At 44.7% G+C, this 22,658-nt stretch carries 15 protein-coding genes; 12 read left to right on the forward strand and 3 right to left on the reverse strand.

Translation table 11 applies throughout. From position 1 onward, the window contains the following. Positions 1 to 38: 38 nt before the first annotated feature. On the forward strand, positions 39 to 1,115 hold the full coding sequence (locus P771_RS0113525; protein WP_084301941.1) for an SO_0444 family Cu/Zn efflux transporter: 1,077 nt from the start codon (positions 39 to 41) through the stop codon (positions 1,113 to 1,115). A gap of 159 nt (positions 1,116 to 1,274) precedes the next feature. Here the strand turns inward: P771_RS0113525 and aroC are convergent, their stop codons facing one another. Continuing rightward, positions 1,275 to 2,330, reverse strand: a complete 1,056-nt coding sequence (gene aroC, locus P771_RS0113535) for a chorismate synthase (RefSeq protein WP_028575556.1) — start codon at positions 2,328 to 2,330, stop codon at positions 1,275 to 1,277. 42 nt (positions 2,331 to 2,372) lie between these two features. After that, entirely contained in the window at positions 2,373 to 2,744 is a 372-nt protein-coding gene (locus tag P771_RS0113540) for an Hpt domain-containing protein (RefSeq protein WP_161635986.1), read from the reverse strand. Between the two features lie 116 nt (positions 2,745 to 2,860). Between P771_RS0113540 and P771_RS0113545 the strand changes: the two genes are divergently transcribed. Further along, complete coding sequence (locus P771_RS0113545; RefSeq protein ID WP_028575558.1) at positions 2,861 to 4,351, forward strand: fused MFS/spermidine synthase; 1,491 nt, start codon at positions 2,861 to 2,863, stop codon at positions 4,349 to 4,351. A gap of 136 nt (positions 4,352 to 4,487) precedes the next feature. Continuing rightward, entirely contained in the window at positions 4,488 to 5,918 is a 1,431-nt protein-coding gene (locus P771_RS0113555) for a sodium/glutamate symporter (RefSeq protein ID WP_028575559.1), read from the forward strand. On the opposite strand, the gene P771_RS0113560 is transcribed toward P771_RS0113555, so the two are convergent. Further along, positions 5,919 to 6,908, reverse strand: a complete 990-nt coding sequence (locus P771_RS0113560; RefSeq protein WP_028575560.1) for a glycosyltransferase family 4 protein — start codon at positions 6,906 to 6,908, stop codon at positions 5,919 to 5,921. 661 nt (positions 6,909 to 7,569) lie between these two features. Between P771_RS0113560 and P771_RS19250 the strand changes: the two genes are divergently transcribed. The 9 genes from P771_RS19250 (at position 7,570) to P771_RS0113610 (ending at position 22,656) form a co-directional block, all read left to right on the forward strand. Beyond that, on the forward strand, positions 7,570 to 7,764 hold the full coding sequence (locus P771_RS19250) for a transposase (protein ID WP_084301932.1): 195 nt from the start codon (positions 7,570 to 7,572) through the stop codon (positions 7,762 to 7,764). Between the two features lie 206 nt (positions 7,765 to 7,970). Further along, positions 7,971 to 9,215, forward strand: coding sequence for a radical SAM/SPASM domain-containing protein (locus P771_RS0113570; protein ID WP_028575561.1), 1,245 nt, complete (start codon positions 7,971 to 7,973; stop codon positions 9,213 to 9,215). 110 nt (positions 9,216 to 9,325) lie between these two features. Beyond that, a complete protein-coding gene (locus tag P771_RS17710; protein ID WP_035244631.1) occupies positions 9,326 to 15,796 on the forward strand; it encodes a glycosyltransferase in 6,471 nt (2,156 codons plus the stop codon). Between the two features lie 125 nt (positions 15,797 to 15,921). Then, on the forward strand, positions 15,922 to 17,682 hold the full coding sequence (locus tag P771_RS18490; protein ID WP_051617350.1) for a glycosyltransferase: 1,761 nt from the start codon (positions 15,922 to 15,924) through the stop codon (positions 17,680 to 17,682). Then, the gene (locus P771_RS17720) at positions 17,672 to 18,565 is read left to right on the forward strand and encodes a glycosyltransferase family 2 protein (RefSeq protein WP_028575562.1); all 894 of its coding nucleotides are present in this window, start codon (positions 17,672 to 17,674) and stop codon (positions 18,563 to 18,565) included. Before P771_RS18490 ends, P771_RS17720 begins: the two co-directional genes overlap by 11 nt. After that, positions 18,558 to 19,907, forward strand: a complete 1,350-nt coding sequence (locus P771_RS0113590) for a protoporphyrinogen/coproporphyrinogen oxidase (RefSeq protein ID WP_028575563.1) — start codon at positions 18,558 to 18,560, stop codon at positions 19,905 to 19,907. The genes P771_RS17720 and P771_RS0113590 overlap by 8 nt, the downstream gene beginning before the upstream one ends. 12 nt (positions 19,908 to 19,919) lie before the next feature. Further along, complete coding sequence (locus P771_RS17725) at positions 19,920 to 20,654, forward strand: glycosyltransferase family protein (protein ID WP_035244634.1); 735 nt, start codon at positions 19,920 to 19,922, stop codon at positions 20,652 to 20,654. Positions 20,655 to 20,984: 330 nt separating this feature from the next. Beyond that, positions 20,985 to 21,782 carry a class I SAM-dependent methyltransferase gene (locus tag P771_RS0113605; RefSeq protein ID WP_028575565.1) on the forward strand — a complete coding sequence of 266 codons (798 nt, stop codon included), beginning with the start codon at positions 20,985 to 20,987 and terminating at the stop codon, positions 21,780 to 21,782. Between the two features lie 82 nt (positions 21,783 to 21,864). Continuing rightward, on the forward strand, positions 21,865 to 22,656 hold the full coding sequence (locus P771_RS0113610) for a phosphocholine cytidylyltransferase family protein (protein ID WP_028575566.1): 792 nt from the start codon (positions 21,865 to 21,867) through the stop codon (positions 22,654 to 22,656). The last annotated feature ends 2 nt before the right edge of the window (positions 22,657 to 22,658 follow it).

Below are 22,658 nucleotides of genomic sequence, written 5' to 3' on the forward strand. Positions count from 1 at the left end.
GACCAGACTTGGACCAGGCATTTCATAGGGAAAAAAGAATGGATCCAGACAAATACATCAGCGGAATAGCCTTTGAGAGCTGGCTCATCTATCTGGAGTCGGCCCCTTACATTCTGCTGGGTTTTCTGGCTGCGGCCCTGATAAAATCCTTCATGCCCGGCAACATCATCAGTCGCCACCTCGGTAAAAACGGAACCACGTCCGTCATCAAGGCTTCCCTTCTGGGTGTGCCTCTGCCCCTTTGTTCCTGCGCAGTAGTGCCAACGGCCATGGGACTGAAAAGCCAGGGAGCCAGTAATGGTGCTGCTACCGCCTTTTTGATCTCCACTCCCGAAACCGGAGTTGATTCCATTTCAGTTACTTACGCCCTTCTTGACCCCCTGATGACCGTGATCAGACCTGTCTCGGCCTTTCTCACCGCAACCATGGCCGGCTTGCTGGTCAACCTTGTACCTGATCAAAATCACAAGTCCAGGCTAACCACCGAAGCCTCTTCAGGCCTGGATTGCGGATGTGCTGGAAACTGCCGGACCGGACCGGTTCATCCAGTTTCTGAAGGCCTGGTACACAGAATCAAGTCAGGTCTGAGTTTCATGAGTAACGACCTGATCCGGGACATCGGTCCCTGGTTTGTCCTGGGGGTTGTTATTGCCGGGGCCATCTCCTTTTTCATGCCCCAGGACTATCTGGCAAAGCACCTGGGAACCGGAATTATCCCTCTTTTATTCATGTTAGGCCTGTCCATCCCCCTTTATGTCTGCGCCACAGCCTCGACTCCCATTGTTGCAGCCCTGGCCTTCAAAGGACTCTCTCCAGGGGCAGCCCTGGTTTTTCTTCTGGCCGGACCTGCCACCAACATCATCACCATCACCATCGTGGCCAAAGTCATGGGCATAAGGATCACCATGATCTATCTTGGTTCCATTATCATGGCCACCCTGGGGCTGGGTCTTGCCGCTGACTGGATTTACCAGCTCATGGGTTATGACACCGCTGACTGGATTATCCATGACCCTGAAGGTGAAAAAGGATTGATTTACCTGGGCTCAGCCTTAGTGCTGGCCCTGCTGATTCTTTATTCTTTAAGACACAGGCTGATGTTCTGGCAAAAGTAACCTGGACGTGAAACCGCCATCCGGCAAAACCAGATAGGCACAAGGCGCCGGAACCGGCTTAACCTGGCCAGACCTGAAAGCCCAGGCCCAAAATGGACTAGCCAGAAGCAGGTAATCAGAAAAAAACCTGCCAGGTTCAGGGTCCTGTAACTGCAAGGTTCAGTTCTTCCTGGCCCTTTGGAGCAGGGCCATGTCGGCCAGGACCAGCATGAACATGGACCTGAGTACCGGAACTATCCTGGGAATGGCGCTTATATCGTGACGCCCGCCTATGGTTATGGTTTTTTCCTGGCCCTTGGAAGTCAATGTTTTCTGCTCTCTGGCAATGGAGGGAATGGGTTTTATCGCCACCCTGGCTATCAGTGGCTGGCCTGATGATATCCCAGCCAGTATTCCTCCGGCATTGTTTGATTCAAATCCGTTTCTAGCCATGGGATCATTGTTTTCGCTGCCTTTGAGCCGGGCCGCCTGAAAGCCACGACCGATCTCTACCCCTTTAACCGCCCCGACTCCCATCAAAGCATAAGCCAGCCTGGCATCCAGCTTGTCAAAAACAGGTTCTCCAAGGCCTAGCGGAACATTGTCCGCTCTGACCTCCACCACCCCTCCCAGGGAGTCACCGTCCTTTTTCACTTCTTTGACCAGCTTTTCCCAGACTGGCACAACATCCGGATCAGGGCAGGCAAAAACATTGTCCAGCCCTCTAGACTCTGAACCGGATTTGGCAGTGATTCCCCCAAGTTCAACAGTATATGCCTCGACCCGGATATCCATGGTCTTTAAAAATTCCCCGGCAATGGCTCCGGCTGCCACCCTGGAAACCGTCTCCCGGCCTGAGGATCTTCCTCCCCCCCGGTAGTCCCTGATTCCGTACTTGGCTTCATAGGTGAAATCCCCATGTCCAGGCCTGTATATATCCTTGATAAGAGAGTAATCCCTGGACCGCTGATCCTGGTTTGCAATATAGAATCCTATGGCTGTACCTGTGGTTTTTCCTTCAAACACCCCGGACAGGAGTCTGACCCTGTCCTCTTCTTTTCTCTTGGTGGACAAAGGACCTGAACCCGGCTTTCTTTTATCCAGCTCTATTTGGATAATGTCCTCGCTGAGGGCAATACCAGCCGGGCATCCCTCAACAATCCCCCCAAGTCCCGGTCCATGGGATTCTCCAAAGGTGGTCACCCTGAATATTCGACCGAATGTATCCCCGCTCATATGAATCTTCCTTGTAATGTTCAGGCAATGAAAAAATACCTGTTACTGGACAAAAATACCATTATGAATCAATTCAGCCACCAGGTCCAGCTCGGATTTAAGTAAGGGCAGAAGCTTTCCGGCCAGGTCCAGGTCGCCTCTTTTACCGGCCTGTTCCAGGGCCAGGGAAATCTCCCTGGCTCTAACCAGCCCGATCACAGCACACCCGCCCTTGATACCGTGGGCATTCTGGGCGACCTGATCAGGATCTCCAGACCGGACTCCTGCTTCAAGTCCGGGCATATACATGGGCAGACTCTGGTCAATGAATATCCGGGCGAGTTCCATGACAAAGTCTTTGCTGCCCATGCACCTTTCAAGGGCCTCCCTGGAATCAAAACTGACCAGGTCAGCAAAAAGATTTTCAGCACTCACTATCAGTCTCCGGCCTGCTGGTTTTTTCTGAACCAAACCCTGATTGCGCAACAAAGGCAAAAAAACTATATCCTTGGACATCCAAAAGCTCAATCCTCAAAAAAAGGAACTATTACATGAAAAAATACTCTCTGGAACTCATCGTATTTTGCTCTGGAGCAGTAGTCATGATTCTGGAGCTGGTAGGTGCAAGGATCCTGGCTCCTTATCTTGGAACATCCATAATTGTTTGGACCGGACTCATCGGCATTGTCCTGGCCAGCCTGAGCATCGGCTATTATCTGGGCGGCAGGCTGGCCGACAAAGGGGCTACCATGGCCAGACTGTCCATAATCATTCTTGGATCAGGTCTGTTGATCGCTCTATGTACCATGATCCATAAACCTGTGCTGTCCTTTCTCCTGCAGACAAGCTCTGACATCTATTTCAACGTGGTCCTGGCCACCACCATTCTTTTCGGCCCGCCAAGCATAGGCCTGGGAATGATCACGCCCTATGCCGTCAAGATGAAAATAAGGAGTCTGGAAACATCAGGAAGCTCTGTCGGGCGCATGTATGCCTTGTCAACCATCGGCAGTATTGTTGGAACCTTTCTTTCAGGATTTGTCCTGGTGGCCTTTTTCGCCAGCACCAACATCCTGTTCTTTCTGGCAGTGATTATGGGCCTGCTGTCCCTTTTGACAGCATTTAAACCAGCCCCTGCAGCCAAGTTCGCCTTAGCAATAATCGGGATTGCAGGAATCACCGTTGTCAGTTCATACCAGAGTTCTGCCCGGGAACGCGGCTTCTTTGACCTGGATTCCAGATATAACCGGATCCAGATCTACCAGGGTCACGAACAGGGAACAGACCGGCTGGTCAGGGTCATAACCACCAGCCCGGGCAGATACCAGTCAGCCATGTATGTTGATGACCCTCAGGAACTGATTCTTGAATACACCAAATATTTCCGCCTGATCAAGCACTTCAACCCTGACATAAAAAAGACCCTGATGCTTGGAGGGGGCGCATATTCCTTTCCCAAACACTACCTGAACGCATTGCCCAAGGCAGAAATACATGTTGTGGAAATCGACCCGGAATTCACCAGGCTGGCCAGGGAACACTTTTACCTGCAGGACAGCCCCAGACTTACCATAACTCATCAGGACGGACGCACCTACTTAAACAGCAGCAGTCAAAAGTATGACGCCATTGTAGCTGATGTTTTCAGCGGTTCATACTATATTCCCTTTCAGATGACCACGCTGGAGGCTGTTGAAAACATGTCCAGACTCCTCAAGCCCAAGGGAGTTGTGCTTATGAACATCATCTCCGCAGCAGGCGGACCAAACAGCCGCTATTTTCAGGCCCAGCTCAAGACCTTTGAGCAGGTTTTTCCCCAGGTTTTTGCCTTTCAGGTAGATGCTCCCATTGATGCCAAAAAAAACCAGAATATCATGCTGGCCGCTTTTAAATCCCATGAACCAGTAACCATGAGCAATCCTGACCCGGAACTGGACAGGATGCTGGCCAACCTCTGGCAGGACGATTTTGAGCATGATCTCCCGGTACTGACTGATAATTTCGCCCCGGTTGACAGATATCTGATACCGGTTATTAATTGAGCCCGGGTTTGACTGGTGACATCTTGACCGGTAAACCATAATCAGATGCTGCCCCAAAAGGCTGCAAAGTAGTCATTAACCGGAAAAACAAATGCCTGGCTAATTTTGCTCCAAGCCCGGCCCAGGATCTTCATCCATGAATCTGGAACAGATATTTTACGCGCTCATAGTCATCGGCATCCTGCTCCTGGTTGGCAAAATGATCCGGCGCAGGATCAAGGCCTTTCAGAAACTGTTTATCCCGGCCTCAATCATTGCCGGCATCCTGGGACTTTTGCTGGGAGAACAGGTTCTAGGAAGCCTGACAGCAACCTTTATTACTAAAGAACACTGGATCAAAAACGGACTCTTCCCTGATCAGATCCTGGAAGTCTGGTCCGGCTTGCCCGGCCTTCTGATCAGTGCTGTTTTCGCATCACTGTTCATCGGCAAAAAAATACCGCCCCTTAAAGACATCTGGCACAAGGCCGGCCCAATGGTGGCCCATGGCCAGACCCTGGCCTGGGGACAGTATGTCATCGGCATTACCCTGGCCCTTGTTTTCTTGACTCCCATCTGGGGGATAAGCCCCCTGTCCGGGGCGCTGATCGAGATCAGCTTTGAAGGCGGCCATGGAACTGCAGCCGGTCTTGCCGAAACCTTTAAAGAGCTTGGTTTTGCCGATGGAGCGGATCTAGCCCTGGCCCTGGCTACCATGGGTGTGGTCATGGGTACTTTGCTTGGCATCCTGCTCATCAACTGGGGGGTGCGCTCGGGCCGCATCCATCCTCCCGGTAAAACAAGCACCAAGGAACTGGAAGAGCTGGCTGAACATGATGAACGGGAAAGCCAGCAGCTGGATATTGAAAAATTCAGTGCCATGACCGAGCCATTGTCCCTGCATCTGAGTCTGGTCGGCCTGGCCATCGGGGTCGGCTGGATCATCCATCAGGGACTTATGTGGACTGAATCAGTATTTCTGTCAGGCTCAGACTTTGAGCTGATGCGTCATGTTCCCCTTTTTCCCCTGGCCATGATCGGCGGTGTGTTTCTCCAGATCATCCTGGACAGGACCGGCTACTCAAAATACATCGACCGCAAGCTGATCAACAGGATTTCCGGCGCTGCCCTGGACATCCTCATAGTCTCAGCCCTGGCCACTTTATCGGTCAAGGCAGTGGGAGCCAATATCCAGCCTTTCCTGATCCTGGCCGGAGCCGGGATTCTCTGGAACCTGTTCGGCTTCCTGGTCCTGGCTCCCCTGATGTTCCCCAGGGACTGGTTTGCCAGGGGGATGGGCAATTTCGGTCAATGCATGGGCATGACTGTAATTGGTCTTCTGCTTATGCGGATTGTTGATCCTGACAACAGGACAGGGGCTATGGAGAGTTTCGGCTACAAACAGCTCCTGTTTGAGCCGGTGGTTGGAGGTGGTCTGTTTACAGCAGCATCCCTGCCCCTTATTTACCAGTTCGGGCCAGTTCCCGTCCTTATTCTCACCTCAGGCTTAACCCTTTTCTGGCTTATATTCGGCCTGGTTTCATTCAGGCAGAAAAAAAAGGAAAAACCCAGCAAGGATGCTCCTTGATCAATGCGAACCGTGCAAGGCAATAATACGCTTATAAAGCTCTAAATAGTTCCTGGCCATGATCCTGCTGGTAAACCTTTTCAGGACATGGCTGCGGCACGCCTCAGGGTCAAGCTCTTCAATCCTGCCTAACTGATCAATAGTCTCAGACGGCCTTGCAGCCAGAAAACCGGTCCTTCCATGTTCAATGATTTCTGGAAGGGCTCCGTTTCTTGTCCCCAATACCGGGGTTCCGCTGATCATGGCCTCAATGGCCACCAGACCAAAAGGCTCCGGCCATAGAGTCGGAAATATCAGGGCCTTGGCCCTGGCCAGAAGCCCGGCCTTTTTCTGTCCGTCAACAGGGCCGGCATAGCTCACCAGAGGCGAAAGCCTGGGTTTAAGCTGATTCTGAAAAAAATGCGGGTCAAGAAAATCTCCGGCAATAACCAGCCTGGTTTTGGTTTCTTGAGCGATCTTCATGGCCAGGGGCAATCCTTTGACGTTCCAGTCCACCTTACCCAGAAACAGCAGATAGTCGTTTTTTTCCCTCTGAAACAGGTATTCATCCGGATCCAGCCCATTATGGATAAATGGATTTTCCGGCAAGCCGCAGACCCTGCGATGAGCATCGCTGACAAAACTGGTTTGACCATCAAACTCTTCTGGTCTGGCATATACCTTTCTGCCGGTATAATGGAACGGATACCCATGCACTGTCTTCAATGCCGGGATGGACAGCTTTTCCTTGTACGCAAAATGAATGTGAACCAGATCAATGTCTGCCGGGATCAGACTCTGGATATCTGGTGGGCAGCGATTGATCTCGTTTCCGGTTTTCCTGAAGGTAATAACCCGGTGGGCCTGGGCATGGCTTGAGCCTTTCGGAGCTACCAGGGTGACCTCTAGTCCCATCCCTGCCAATTCCTTGACCAGCCAGTATACAACCCGCTCGGTTCCTCCGTAAAACCGGCAGGGTATCCTCCCCCCGGCAACAATACATATCTTCACCAGTAGAAACCTCCAGGCCAAACCTAATAATGACTATTTCAGGTGGATCTGGATTTTTGCAAAAAACAATCCATGATTTGGCGGGGCAGCTGGCTTGACAACAAAACAGGGAAATTATTTCCCAAGCCGAATTATGATCCTATGCCGAACGATCCGACAGGTAATGCTGGCTTTAACCCAGGGCCTTTTTCCGGACTTCTTTTATCCCAGACCTGATACTCTAAGGTCATTTTGAGCCTAAATCACTAGCTCCAAAGAATACCCGACATAAGCAACAGTCAATTAACCGACTTTGTAAACAACCAATTCCCTTAATATATAAGACTATTAAACAACAAAGACATTTTGTTACTGGAAACAAGTTAGAGATAAGAATGACATTTTATGAAAGAAACTCAAACCATTGTGATCAAAAGACTGCTGCTTTTAAGGATCTAAATAATTACCAACCAGTTTAAAAATAAGACTATGCAGTGATTATTGCCTTCCACTGATATTTCCTGGTAGTGTCTCATATACCTAGAATTGACTTTTTCTGCCAGGGCAATCCAATCCGCGCTAATCCAGATCGCTGCTTTCCCGGCACACCTCTTGCTTAATTTTCCAAACAACATGAAATCAATATTTTTTCCCGGCATCAGATATTTGAATTTCCAAGAGGATGCGTACAAGGCAAATCACTGAAGGCAAGATTCTGACTCAAAGGGGCCGCAGGACTTACTACAAACGCTCCCAGACAGTTGAGCCGGCAATTGGAAACCTCAAGACATGCCAGAACATGAGCTCCTTTTTGCTAAGAGGTCTGAAAAAGGAACAACTGAATGAGATGTTTCCTGTATCACCCACAACACAATGAAACTTTTTAGGCAAAGCGCCAGGGGTCATGGCCTTATAGGACCGGCTCACTCCGAAATAATCAAAGAACAAACTTGAGAATAATAATTCAATCGGGTCAAATAAAATGTTACGCTACGAGGCCACTAAAAGGTAACGCTCTCGTTTAAATAAAAAAACTGAGGTAAGCCCACTAAGCCGAGTCAATAAAAACATTAGATAAATGATATGCAAAAAGACACCTTATCTCAATACGTCAAAAGAAAAATGGAAAAATCTATAGCTAATGCAGAAGAAGCCATGAACAAAAGTAAATGGGCAGAAGCGGCCCTTTTATGGCAAGAAATAATAAAAAAATTTAAAAATGATGCTCCACCTAAAGTATTTGCTTTTTTATCAATGGCATATCGTTTTCAAAATGATATTGAAAAGGCATCTAGGGTTATTGTCCAAGGAGTTGAAAATTTCAATAATGATAAAATCATTCTCAGAGAATATAAAAAAATACTACAAGCCCAAAAAAAGGGTCAAATGGACGGCAAAACCATCAAAATAAGTCAAGCGCATAATACAACACACATTCTAAGACATATCTCTCAAAATGACTACAGGCCTTCAAAACAAGATAGATACTCATCATCTTCAAAAAAAGTAAATGTTACTCACTTGGAAATAACAACCAAAGTTGGGTGTCAAAACATGTGTCCGTATTGCCCTCAAGATTTATTAATTAATTCCTACAAAAAAATATCTGATGTTACATATTTACAACTTAGTAAATTTAAAAATATTGTTGACAACCTGCCGAGAAATATAAAAATTAATTTTACTGGATTTTGTGAGCCATTCTTAAATAAATCATGTATCGATATGATTGAATATGCAAATTCTAAAAATCGAGAGATAACAATATCAACAACAATATCTGGCTTACAAATGAAACATATTGATAGGCTAGAGAAAATACCTTTTTCTCTCTTTGCTATTCATATGCCATCTAAAAACGACAAATTCTTGACTTCAAATAACTATAAACAAAAAATTAAAAAAATAATTGATTCTAACATCAGTAATAAATCTTTTCATTGCCATGGTAAAAATATACTTCTTAAAGAAATTATAGAGCATGATAACTTCAAAATAAAATTTATACCACCAATATCACGATCAGGAAATTTACAAGACATTAAGACACTAGGAAAAACTGGACCTGTAACATGTAAAAGAAATTATTCACATCCAGTACTGCTCCCTAACGGTGACCTAGTTATATGTTGCATGGATTATGGCTTAAAATTTATAATAGGAAATATTACTAAAAATACGCTTAACGAAATTTATAGTAGCGATAAATTCATAGAATTTCTAGAGCTCAATCAAAATGATACAGGCAGTTTATGTCACAAATGTGATGCTTATGGGGTTCAATTATCAAAGAGTGATGCAAAAATGAAAAAGCATACGACCAGCTGATGCGACTCCATCATGATTTTGACCCTCGACTAGGTGGTTGACAAAAAAATAATTACAAAGCTTAACTGACAAAATACTCAGAAGAATTCATTTTTTTCAGGGAGCCAGAGATGATTTCTAAAAAAAATATAAAAGCAGTTCATGATGCTATAATGAATAATGGCTCTACCAATAGGTATCACTGCATAAACGAACTTCTTAATGACGCTCTTTATACTATGGAGCAATCAGACTGGGCTAAGGCAGTAAGACTTTGGCAAGATTTGATAATAGAACTTGGAGAGAAAACACCAAAGCAAGCTTATCATTACCTGGATCATTCTTACAAAGAACTTAAGAAGTTTCCTAAAGGCAAAGAAGAAGAAGAGATTACTGTCGGCGATGTTGAAAAACATGAGTTTCTTTTACATGTCCATGAAAATCTTTGCCCCAAACTATACCTTGAGATTGGGGTACAAAAAGGAAAAAGCTTAAAGTTGGCAAAATGCCCAGCAATCGGCATTGACCCAATGCCTCAGATCGAGACAGATATTCCTGAACATGCTCAAGTCATTGCCATGACTAGTGATGATTTTTTTAAAGAAAATCCCGGGAAACACATCAAGCAATTACCAGATTTAGCATTTATTGATGGCATGCATCTTTTTGAATTTGTTTTGCGTGACTTTATAAATGTTGAAAGGCTATCTGCTAAGCACTCTGTTATAGTTGTTGATGATATATTCCCTGGCCACCCTGCCCAAGCCGAGAGAAAAAGAAGGACCAGAAATTGGACCGGTGATGTATGGAAGCTTTATACGGTCCTACAGAAATTCAGGCCGGAATTAACTTTAATCCCGATAAATGTATCCCCTACTGGAGTTTTGATCATCACAAATTTGCAGCCTGAAAGCAACATACTGTCGGAGAAATATGATGATATTGTAAAACAATATTCTTCAGATATAGAACCACCGAAAGATATTATTGATAGAAAAGGCTGTTTGGATCCTTTCAGCAAGTCACTTAATACGATCTTTAAAAGAATAAGAGAATCAAGAGAAATCGATATCAACCCTGTTTCAAATGAATCGTGTAAGTTAGGTGCTCAAAATGATTCTTTCTTATCTGGAAGGAAAGGCTGTAAAAACAAAGAGAAAATTGCAATTTATACTGCAATTACAGGCTGCTGCGACAATCTTTCCGATCCAGAATCTATAATCCCCGGTATTGACTATATCTGCTTCACGGATAATCCCCATTTAAGATCAGATGTATGGGATATCCGTCTATTGCCAAGCAATGGATTTGATTACGCTAGAAAGGCAAAGCTCCCCAAAATACTTCCTCATCGATTCTTGCCTGATTACCAAATTAGTCTATGGATTGACGGTAACATCCGTATTAAAGATAGCCTTCTTGGTCTTATTATTGACACCCTTTGCAAATGGAACATAGCGCTTTTTAGACATCCAGAAAACAGACAGTCTATAGAGCAAGAGTTACACTCATGCATTAAGTTGAACAAGGATGATCCAAAAATACTTAATAGGCAGATAGCCAGCTATAAAACTGAGGGGTTTTCAAACAACCAAGCTTTTCCAGCCTGTGGAATCATTCTAAGACGTCATAATCATCCAAAAATTATGTCTGCAATGGAATCCTGGTGGGATGAAATCATGACCCACAGCTTCAGAGATCAATTAAGCTTTCCATATGTTGCCTGGAAGCATGAACTTAAATACAAAGTTATTCATGATAATCTACGAGACAATAAATACTTTAAGTGGTACAAACATGACATAAAAACCAGCAAAGAAAAAATTCAGAAAGAATATGAGCAATCAGATGTTGTGTTTTTATCCTCTCCAGGATCAGGCTTGGGTGAACTTTCTGATATGCTAAACTCTCATCTTTGTAACCAGCACTTGAACCTTTCATTTAGTCATAACTATTACGATCTATACCCAGACTGCCCTGGAAATCCAGAAGTATTATACCCTGAGTTATTATCCTGCAAACCATTAGTTGTTTTGCACCGTGATCCTCAAAAATCTAATCTATCCTATTTTAAAGAAAAAAGTAAGCAAAAAAATTTGTATTTTGAAAGCTTTGAAAATTTTTCTAGTTCTGAAATCTATGGAATAAAGAGACAAACTGATTATGAAAACATATTGATGCAATTTTATAATAATCATCCTGGTCCAAGGCTTTTTATTAAGTATGATGAATTTGCCTCAAGCCCTTCTGAAGTTATCCAATCAATTAATAATTTTATATCTAATATTAATCCAACAAATCATATAGATATAAACTTAACATGCCAAAAAAATGATTACTCTCAAAACCAAACAACGAAATCTGAAAGTGTACCAGAAAAAATGGAGCTGCTTGTTGCAGTTGAAAATGCCATGAACCAAAAGGCCTGGGACAGAGTTATATCTCTATGCCAGGATCTCTTTGACAGCTATAAAAACCAAGTTCCTCCTGAAGCCTATGTTCTTTACTCCATGGCCCTTAGATTTAAGGGCAACCATGCTCAAGCCCATGCAGTAATTGCCCAGGGAGAAAAAAAATTTCCTGAAGACACAAAAATTCACGCTGAATTTGCACAGGTAGCAAAGGCCAGAGGAAATCCAAAACTGGCTGAAACACATCTTAACTTATCAAAAAAGCTAACCAGTATTAAGCCAAAAAAAAACTCGATAGAAATATGCGACACAGATAACATTGATAATTTCCTCTACTCTGATCCCGAAGGAGTGGCTGTTATTATGCCGTGTATTGATACGCAGCAGGGCCTGAAGACCGCAGATATATTGCAGCGTCGAGCTGGCATGCCCTGCAAGATAATCATAGCCAACGACACCCTTCGCCTGGGCTTTATCAAAACAGCCAACGAAGTCTTTAAAAGACTTAAAGCTAAGTATGTCGTTTACCTGGCCCAGGATGCTTTTCCCGGAAGAGACTGGTTGGTGTTGGCATATCAAACCTTGGAGAAGACTGGAAAGGGTTTATTGGCTTTTAATGATGGGAAGTGGAAGGGGCGAATTGCTTCCTTTGGGATGGTCCGTGTTCAATGGGTACATAGTCTCTATGGCGGTGACCTTTTTTACAATGAATATAAATCCCATGGGGCAGATAACGAACTGACTGTCATTGCCAGAGCAACAAACGAACATGTTTACAATCCCCACTGTTCTCTTATTGAAGTAGATTATGACAAGGACCGGGGAGGGTCCAACCCAAAGGACAGAAAGATATTTGAGAATAGATTTATCAGTTGTTTTGACCATACGGTTTCATTTAAAAATATCGAATGGTTAGCCAGTGAGTATAATGTGAATATGACAAAAAATGTCTTAAGCAGGATTGGTGAATCCATTTCTGACCAAGTTGGTAACACCAAAACTAAACTAACTAAAGCATTGCTCCATATAAACTGGACGAATAAACACAAATCATACTCAGATTATTTTGATTTTATTCAAGAAACCAAGACTGTTACAAGTCCAAAAATCTCCATAATAGTCATCTCTTGGAAATTTCACCCTGACACCATCAAAAACTTTCAGATTTTGGAAAAGCAACGAAATCAGAATTTTGAGCTGATTTTTGTGGACAACGGCGGAAAGCCGGGAGAATTTGATGAACTCAAACCCTACATTGATACTTATGTCCGGCTGAACACCAACACCGGAGCCTACTTGGCCCGCAATATCGGGGCAATATTCTCCAAGGCTCCGATCCTGTTTTTTCTGGATGATGATGGGATTCCTGCTGAAAATATCGTTAAGGCTCATCTTGATGCTCATGAAAAATATGATGTCATTGCTGTTCGCGGGGTCTGTCGGCCTAAAACCAGTAATCCCCTCAGTGAAATAGCTAAGCATTATTATCTTGGGCAGTATCCATTTCCAAAATACTGTAACTTGGAAGGAAATGTCAGCTTTTTGTCTAAGCCATTTTTCAAGGTGCAAGGCTGGGATGACAACATTCAATTTGGACATGGTGGAATCGATCTCAGTTACCGTCTGCTCCAAACTGAGCCTGACATGACAAAACAAATATACAGTCCCGACCCTGTAATCTACCATGATTTCGCCTCAAATGAATCGCACTTAAAAAACAAGCTGCAAAAGCAACAAAAAGCGTGGCAGTATTTGATTAAGAAACATGGACATGATTTTTTAACCTTCAAAAAGAGCTGGAAAAATTTCGAAAAATCCCAAGCAACGCCTCGTTATGTAAGCAACATAACTACAAACAATAATTCGACTACAACACCAAATATTCCAAGCATACTCCCTAACAGTGAGATCAACAAAGCAATCAGCAAGTTGTATGAAAGCTGCAAAATAGAATGTGCTGAAAAATACTCTTACGAAACTGAGAAAATTTCATTTCAAGCTGTTTCAGAAAGTACAGACGGTATATTCCGTATTAAGATAAAACATGATAGCATAGATCAATCTATTTCAGAAATTTTGCCACATTCAATCATTGCAAAAAGTATCGTCCACAAAAGATCGGCATCACCCTTAGAAGCTAAAATCCTGTCTCAGCCAGAGCTACAATCCACTACGTGCCCATTACATCCTCCAAAGCTATATCATACATACTCAAAAGATAATCTACACTGGCTCTTCATGGAAGACATTAAGCCCATAAAACCATTTGACACCTGGAACACCCTCAATCTGCAGCTCATTGGTAAATCATTCGGCTTATTCAATGGCGCTTTTAGTGATAGAGAAAAGCCAGCAAGAGCATGGCACAATACCGCTTACTTGAACTGGCTTACCAGCAACAACGACTCTCAAATATCTCTATTGGCCAAGACAATATCTCAAGCTATGAAAACTGACCTCTTTTCTTTTGATCATGATGCAACTGTATTGGAAAAATTCAACACTCACCTAACCTTATGGCTGAAATGGTTGAATGAACAGCCTTTAGTAATTGGTCACAACGACCTTAGCCTGGCAAACGTTTTTATCCAAAAACCTCAGGAAAGAATCAGGGTCATTGACTGGGCTCATTGTGGATATTCTTATCCAGGTTTTGACCCGGCCCACCTGTATGCTGACGCCGTAGCCAGAAATGGGCTCGAGCTTAATAACCAGGAACTAATGCAAAGCTACCAAGCTGGGCTTATTGAATCAGGATTCTCAAAAGCCAATGAGATGAATTTGCTCTTCTCCCTGTACATAGTACTCAGAATGCCCAAAAGCCCATTTTTTCATCCCAATCTGAAGAAATACCTTGAGTCAAGTACATGTCCTGCAACTCCAACTTATGGATCATTAACTAGTATTAAATCAGCAATTAGTACAATACTCAAACACGCATCAGCATTAAACAATGCTATGGATAACCGAATGATACCAAAGAACATAGCCCCTAAAAACAATAACAAATCAATACCTCGTCAACCAATAGCAAGTCATGCTTCAACTGACTCAAAGCAATTGACCCAAAAAGATGAATATTTTTTTCTTCTAACCCAGAGAAAAAAATTCCTAACGTTGACAGATACTTACCAGGCAAATTCCAAAGGCAACTCAGCATTGACTCATTACCTTGCTGGAAATGCCTACTTTCATCTGAAGCAGCATGACATGGCTCTTAAGACCTGGAATGTAGCTCTTAAAGAAGAAGATCCTTCCTTGGCCTTTATTAAGCACAGAGCTGACCAACTAACAAACCATCCTGATGTTGTAACAGGCGAAAACCTGCTTTATCCAGAAGAACCCCGGGTTCATGTTCTTATCTTGACAATGAATCGCAAACCTTATCTACAAAAGACTTTCAAATGTTTAGGAAATACTGACTACAGCAACTACAAGGTGTTTCTTCTTGATAATTGCAGCTCTGATGGTACGCAGGAGATTCTCCCGAATCTTAGAGTAGTGTTGCCAGAAGGTATCTCTTATATCCATGATTCTCTGCCCACAAATATCGGCCGACCAGGGGGGCACAATTGGCTTCTTACCAACTGGGACCATAGTGAGGCAGACTTTATTGCAATTCTTGATGATGACCTGCTGAACTTTGAGCCTAACTGGCTAAAAATTTTTCTCAACACCTTCACCTTGAGAGATGATCTGGCAGCCGTAGGCTCCAAGACGCTGACCCCAGAAGGCAGGATTCAGGATGCCTTTCCTGTCTTTACTGGATTAGAAGATGGGACCAACGTCACTTTTTTTACTCACCGCGATGAAGTAGACATTGGACAGTATGATTATTGCAACAACATACCAGATTACGTAACAGGATGTGCGTCACTTTTCAAAAAGGAAATATTCAACAAAATCGGACTGTTTGATATTCGCTATTCACCATCCCAGTATGTCGATATTGATCATGGTATTAGAATGAGACTGGCTGGTTATGACTTAATGTATAACGGAAATGTTCCTGTTATCCATGCTCAGCTCACTCATGATGACAGGAAAAAATGCAGAGCTGCAAGAGGAAACCAACGTGGTAATGCATACAAACTTTCACAAAAGTACTCAAAAAATGAATTCGCTAAAATTTTGGAAAAGCGCAAAGTTCGTGAAAAAACGTTTTCATACAACACCAGATGTATCAATTAGTTTTATAGAGCTATCCTGAATCCCCTCATGTCCACAAGCAAGGGTAATCCTCAGCTTATTTTGGACTAATTGCTTATTCGCTTCAAAATTATTTCTAACTTTAAATCCTAATAATTGGAGAAAACATGCAACGTACCCAAGCAGTTCAACCTCAGCCTGGCGACACCCAAGCTAACCGTTTTCCCCAAAAAAGCCATAACCACCTGCTTAATAGTAAATATCCCCTTTCTGATCCTGCAGAGATATTTCGGAAAAAAGTGCGTGAAGGCAACATTCTTTTTCCATTCAATCTGATTCAGGCTGAAATGCTGCTAAAGGATTACAGACCTGAGCAAGGAATAGACCCGGTTTTAATGGGGACATATTGCCTGGAAAAGGCCCACGACCAAAAACCTTATGACAATAAAGTGATGGAAAGCCTATTGCATCTTAAGAAAATGTCCGGGCACAAAAGGGGCTTGCCTGAACTAAGAGAGTCTTTAGCTTATGTTAAGCATACATCAGCTGAAAACAGCAGACTCAAGATTGGTATAAATTATCTAAAAAAAGGCAACATTGACAAGGCAAATAAATACCTTCAGCAGGACAGTCGCATTTCCAACCTGGAAATATTATTCAGTCTGGCTGATGCTTATATTGACCTAGGAAAAACAGCAGATGCACTGCAGCTTCTGCAGGCCTGCACCGACCTGTACAAAAAATGCAGGCCAGTCCATGCCCATGTAGTGAAAAAACTTGCCTCACTTCTCATGATGGAAGGTCAACACGATCAAGCTGCTGACTGCCTGATAAAACTGCCTCAGGAAACCTTTTCACCGTTAAGATTTATCTACCTTGGTGAGTGTCTCCTTCATATGGGCAACAAGTCAGAAGCCATGGAAATGTGGAGAAAAGCCCTTATTCTTGATCCGCTCCAGATTCCGCTTTATTTAAAACTATATGATCTTCTAGCTGAAAATAACAAAATAAAAGCCCACGATCTGGGCAGCACCAGGGTCAATATCCTCATCTATTCATATAACAAACGTGATGCCCTGCAAAAGACCCTGGAAAGCCTGGCTCAAACAGACATAGGCAGCGCCCGGATCCTGATCCTTGACAACAACTGCACCGACGGCACCAAGGAAATGCTTGAAAATATCCCCAAGCTTTTTCCAAACAACCAAGTCAGGATCATTACCCTGCCGGTCAATATCGGAGCTCCAGCCGCCCGCAACTGGCTCATGTCCCAGCCAGAAAACGAAGATACAGACTTTATCGCTTTTCTTGACGATGATGTCCTTTTGCCCAGTGACTGGCTGAAAAAACTGATCGGTACTCTGAACCATTTTCCCAAGGCTGCCATCGCCGGGACTAAAGTCATCAATGAGGGTCACCCCAAAACAATTCAATATATTTACAGGTTCCTGGACGTAGTTGAAGAAAGCAAAATCATTCTGACCTCAAAACATCCGGATCAACCGGACCTGGGACAATTTGACCTGACTCGCAAATGCCTGTCAGTCATGGGATGTTGCCATCTGCTGCGCACCCAAACAGCTAAAGAAGTGGGAGAGTTTGATATAAGGTTTTCTCCTTCACAGGTTGACGACATTGACCATGACTTCATGACCTGTCTCAAAGGCCATGAAATAGTCTATAACGGCCACATTGAGGTGGTCCACTGCCAGAAGGCCGGCAAGGAGGCATTCATGAGCCGCCCTGCCCTGGGCAATGTCATGGGCAATGACTACAAGCTGGCCATGAAGCATCCTACAGAAGACATGCTCAGGCTCAAAGCTGAAACCGAAAAACAGGATCGCGAGTTTATACGGTCCAGAATCCAGGAAATGCGCAAAACCGGACTACTAAACGAAGTCCCGGAGGTGATGTTTGATGTTGTTTAGAAAAAATCCCAAGGTTCTCCGCACAATATATAAGCCCATAAGCAGGCCCAGGGTGCATGTATTCATTTACACCTTCAACAAAATGCATTTGCTCCATGAAACCCTGCATAGTCTCAAGGCAACAGACTACAGGAACTACAAAGTTTTCATTCTAAACAACGGAAGTGCTGACAGGACCGAGGCCCTGCTCTATTCTCTGTCCAAAACAATGTTTCCGGAACTAAAGATCATCAACCTGCCGGTCAATATTGGTGCGCCAGCCGCCCGCAACTGGCTTATCCATGATCCGGAAAACCAGTATGCTGATTTTGTGGCCTACCTGGACGATGACATTGCCCTGCCCCCTGATTGGATCAAAAAAATGCTCAAGACATTTGAAGAGCATCCAGAGGCTGGAGTTGTGGGAGCTAAGATCCTGTTTCCGGGATCTCCCAAAACCATCCAGCATACAGGAGGGATAATCACAGCCAAAAAGGAATGGGTCCACAGCATAAACGCCCACTCCTTTGAACCTGACCAGGGCCAGCACGACTACATTGCACCTCGTCATTATGTCATGGGTTGCGCACACATGTACCGGAAAGAGATTTTCGATGTGGTCGGCGACTATGATCTTCGCTTCTCACCAACTCAGTTCGACGAGGTAGAGCATCAGATCCGGATGCGTCTGTATGGATATCAGGCAATTTATAATGGATTCATTGAAGTTATTCACAAACTTAAGACCGGCATGAATCAGTCCAAGGCTTCACTTATCAGCAGAGAGGCCAATCGGCTGAAAATGGAACCTTTGTTTTCTGAAAAGGAAATCGCTGCCTTGGTAGACGAAGACCTCCTTCAGTATGAAAACCATCAAAACAAATCAGAGGCTGGGAATGGATAAAAACATCCTGATAATCGGGGCTGGGCCTACCGGGCTTGGAGCAGGACATAGGCTTAAGGAACTTGGTTACAAAAACTGGCGAATCATAGAAAAAAATGCTTACGCCGGAGGACTGGCCTCAAGTTTTGTAGATAATCAGGGGTATACCTGGGATGTAGGCGGACACGTCATCTTTTCTCACTACAAACGCTTTGACAGATTTGTGGAGCAGGCCCTGGGCAGCGACTACCTCGAACATCTGAGGGAGAGCTGGATCCGCATCCTGGACCGCTGGATTCCCTATCCATTCCAGAACAACATCCGCCACCTGCCCAGACAGGCCCTGTATGAATGTCTGACGGGGCTGTATGAAGCCAGTCAGAATAACTCAGGAAATCCGGAAAACTTTAAGGACTGGATACTGTCTGTATTCGGTCCTGGCGTGGCAGAATACTTCATGTCCCCCTATAACAAAAAGGTCTGGGCCACTCCCCTGGAAAAAATGTCCAAAGATTGGATAGCTGAAAGGGTTTCTGTGGTTGACTTCAGGCGCGTCCTTGAAAACGTAGTTCTGGGAAAAGACGATGTCAGCTGGGGACCCAACAATAAATTCATTTTTCCCCTTAAGGGCGGGACCGGGGAAATCTTTCGCAACATTGCCAAAAGCTTCAATGACCATATAGACTATGGACTGTCCATTGAATGGATTGACGCTGAAAAAAGGATGCTCGGGCTGTCTGAGGGCAGGGTCATGGAGTATGACCGGCTGATATCAACCATGCCTTTAGATGTCCTGGTATCGAAAATCAGAAACCGGCCGGAAAAGGTTGCCCAGGCCGCAAGTCTGCTTGTAGCCAATAAAGGCCTGGTCGTGGGAGTGGGCTTTGAACGCAGTGATCCTGCAACAAAGTGCTGGATGTACTTTCCGGAAAACAAAACTCCCTGTTACCGGGTAACCCATTTTTCCAATTATTCTCACAACAATGTTCCAGACATAAACCGCAACTTTTCTCTCATGGCTGAAATATCCTATCCTCATGATCATTCTGTGGACAAGGAAGCAGCAGTCGAACAGACCATACAGGGGTTTATCAACACCGGTTTGATCAATGCAGAGGACCGAAATCTGATCAAGACTGTTTACACCATTGACATTGATTACAGTTACCCTGTTCCGACCCTGGAACGAGACAAAGCCCTGGGTATCATTCAACCCTGGATGGAAGGCAAGGAAATCTATTCCCGCGGCCGGTTCGGGGCCTGGAAGTATGAAGTAGGCAACATGGATCACTCCGTGGTCCAGGGCATGGAGGTGGTGGACAAGGCATTGAACAGTATCCCAGAAAAAGTATACTGGGGATAATCAATTTCAGTTATGTCAGAAACCTTGAAGACGGCCGTAATCATTCTGCATTACGGAGATCCTGGCCTGACCAGGAGAGTTCATGACCAGCTTTTGCTGTCTGACCCTGGGCTTGAAGACCACATCCTGGTCCTGGACAACAATGCTCCGGAAAAATATTCCCAGGCCTGGATCAGGCTGCCCCAAAACCTTTTCTGGGCAGGAGCCCTGGAGTGGACAGCCAGGCAAATCTCATCCCTTGGGTATACCCATCTCTGGTTTTTAAATAACGATATCCTGTTTGATGTAACTCCTCCCATTATTGTCCGGGCCGTCAAAAGAATGGCCTGGATTGAAAAACAGTTGGGGAAAGTTGGAATTTACTCTCCTTCAGTCCTGAGCAACCCCTACCACCCCCAGATGGTTCAGAACAGAAAACACCAGTTCAGAAAAGTCTGCTACATCGACGGCATTGCTCCCCTGATCAATCTTGAATGCTGGTTCTCCCTGCAGAACCTGGGAATTGATGAAAATCCCATTGGTTATGGAGTGGACAACTACTTTTCCCTGCAGGCTGATGCCCTGGGCTGGAATGTTGTGGTGGATCAGCAGGTGGCTATCAAACATGAATACCACAGCACTGCCAGGACCGTAGAGGGCTTTCTGGACCAGGCCTTTATCCTGGCTGGCAGCTACCTGCGCCGCAGGATCGGACCTGGCAGCAGAGCAAGACTTGAAAACCTGGCCGGCCAGTATACAGACTACTGACCTCCTTCTGTCATAATAGAGTGCCAGAGTTTGTGGACAGAGGCCATCCAACTGACTTCATCATTTCCTGTTTTATTCAGTCTCCTTTTCTCCCTGCCAAAATCTGATCTTAATTTTGGTCCATACCTTGCTAAGTATTATGATGAAAGCTTTATGCCAGTGCTTATGATCAAGATCATCCGCACTCATATAATTATAACCAGCTGTCATTACTAAATAAACATCAGGAATAAATAACCAGTGCAAAACAGATAAGTGTCAACTTACTGATCTTCTATCCATATAACGGGTTAAAGGTACTACCCTCCTCACCCATGAAAGGAGCCCTCAATGAAGCTTGAAACCTTGCTTGAACTGATAATGGAAGCTGTTGCTGAAAATCCGGCAACCAGCCTGATCCGCAAAAAGACTTTCCAGTTGATTGAGGAGCTGCGCAGTGAGGGAAATACTGAGTTGGCAGAGGCCCTTGAAAGAAATGTCCGAATCAGAACCGCCAATCCCGACATGGGAACGTACAAAAATTACTGGAATCATCTTGCCCAGAGGCTGGAGCCGGATGAAGCCACTGGTGGCGGGCCTGATATGCACCACAAGCAGTATACTTTTCTGGTGGATGAATGCGGACTGAAATCCGGGGAAATTTTCCTCGATATTGGAACAGGCTCCCTGCGAGGAACCAGAGACATTATCACCTATCTTGAAGCCGGCAATTTTCACGGCATGGATGTGTCCGAGGCCTTAATCTCTTTTTCTCAAGAAAGGGTGGCTGCTTCTCCAGAAATGTCCTCCAGGCGACCGAGCTTTTGCGTTGATGACCGATTTCGTTTTTCCAGTATCTTCCCTGACAAGACATTTGACTTTGCTTTTGCCAAATCGGTTTTTACCCATGTGTACCCTGATGCTATCTGGGACTGCCTGACTCAGTTGCGCAGGGTGATCAGCCCATCCGGCAGGTTTTTCGCGACCATTTTCAAAGACAATTCAGTTCAGATTTACAGGGGAGATGTCCGCAAGATGTATTTCAATACTGTCTGGCTGGCAGAAACTGCCAATCTTTCAGGGTGGACCCTGGAAGAAATCGGCAACACCAGGGTCGGGCAGTATATGTGCCTTTTTACTCCTAACTGACTGATCAATAAGCCAGACCCATGAATTAATCCCTGCGGGCAGACAGCAGAAAAAAATTGAAATGTAATATGAGGATAACAAAATGAAAGCAGTAATTCTTGCCGCTGGAGTAGGCAGCCGCCTGGGCAGACCCTTTCCCAAGTGCCTGACCCAGATGCCGGGCGGGGAACCCATTCTGGGCAGGCAGATCAGGATACTTAATGAATCAGGAGTAAACCAGGTCATCGTGGTGGTCGGCTTTAAAAAGACCCTGATCATGGAACAGTATCCCGAGGCCCTTTATAAGTACAACCCCTTCTACTACATCACCAATACATCCAAGAGTCTGTTGTGCGCCCTGGAAAATGTTGATGATGACGTACTCTGGGTGAATGGTGACGTGGTCTTTGATTCCCAGCTGATCAGAGACGTCCTGGATCACCCTTTCAACACCACAGCCGTGGACCGCAAAAAATGCGGGGCAGAGGAGGTCAAATACACTGAGGATGACTTGGGCTTTATCGCCAGCATATCCAAAGAAGTTGAAAGGCCTCTGGGTGAAGCAGTAGGAGTGAACAAAATTCAAAAAAATGACATAAAGACATTTATCCAGGCTTTAAAAGACTGTCATGATGAAGATTATTTTGAAAAGGGTATGGAGCTGGCCATAAGCAAGGGAGTGAAATTCAAGGCCCTGGATATTTCAAGATACCGGTGCATAGAAGTTGATTTTGAAGAAGACCTGATTCAGGCCAAGGACATGTTTGCCATCAGCAGTCCTTCCCCGGCAAAATTAATGTCCATAAAGCCAGAGAACCCGCAGAATGGACTGCCAATTGAACTTATTGAGGCCAAAAATCTGCAAAGAAAACTTTCAAAGTCTTCAGCCGGGTGAAC

It is taken from the genome of Desulfonatronovibrio hydrogenovorans DSM 9292 (genome assembly GCF_000686525.1).
GTDB lineage: Bacteria > Desulfobacterota > Desulfovibrionia > Desulfovibrionales > Desulfonatronovibrionaceae > Desulfonatronovibrio > Desulfonatronovibrio hydrogenovorans.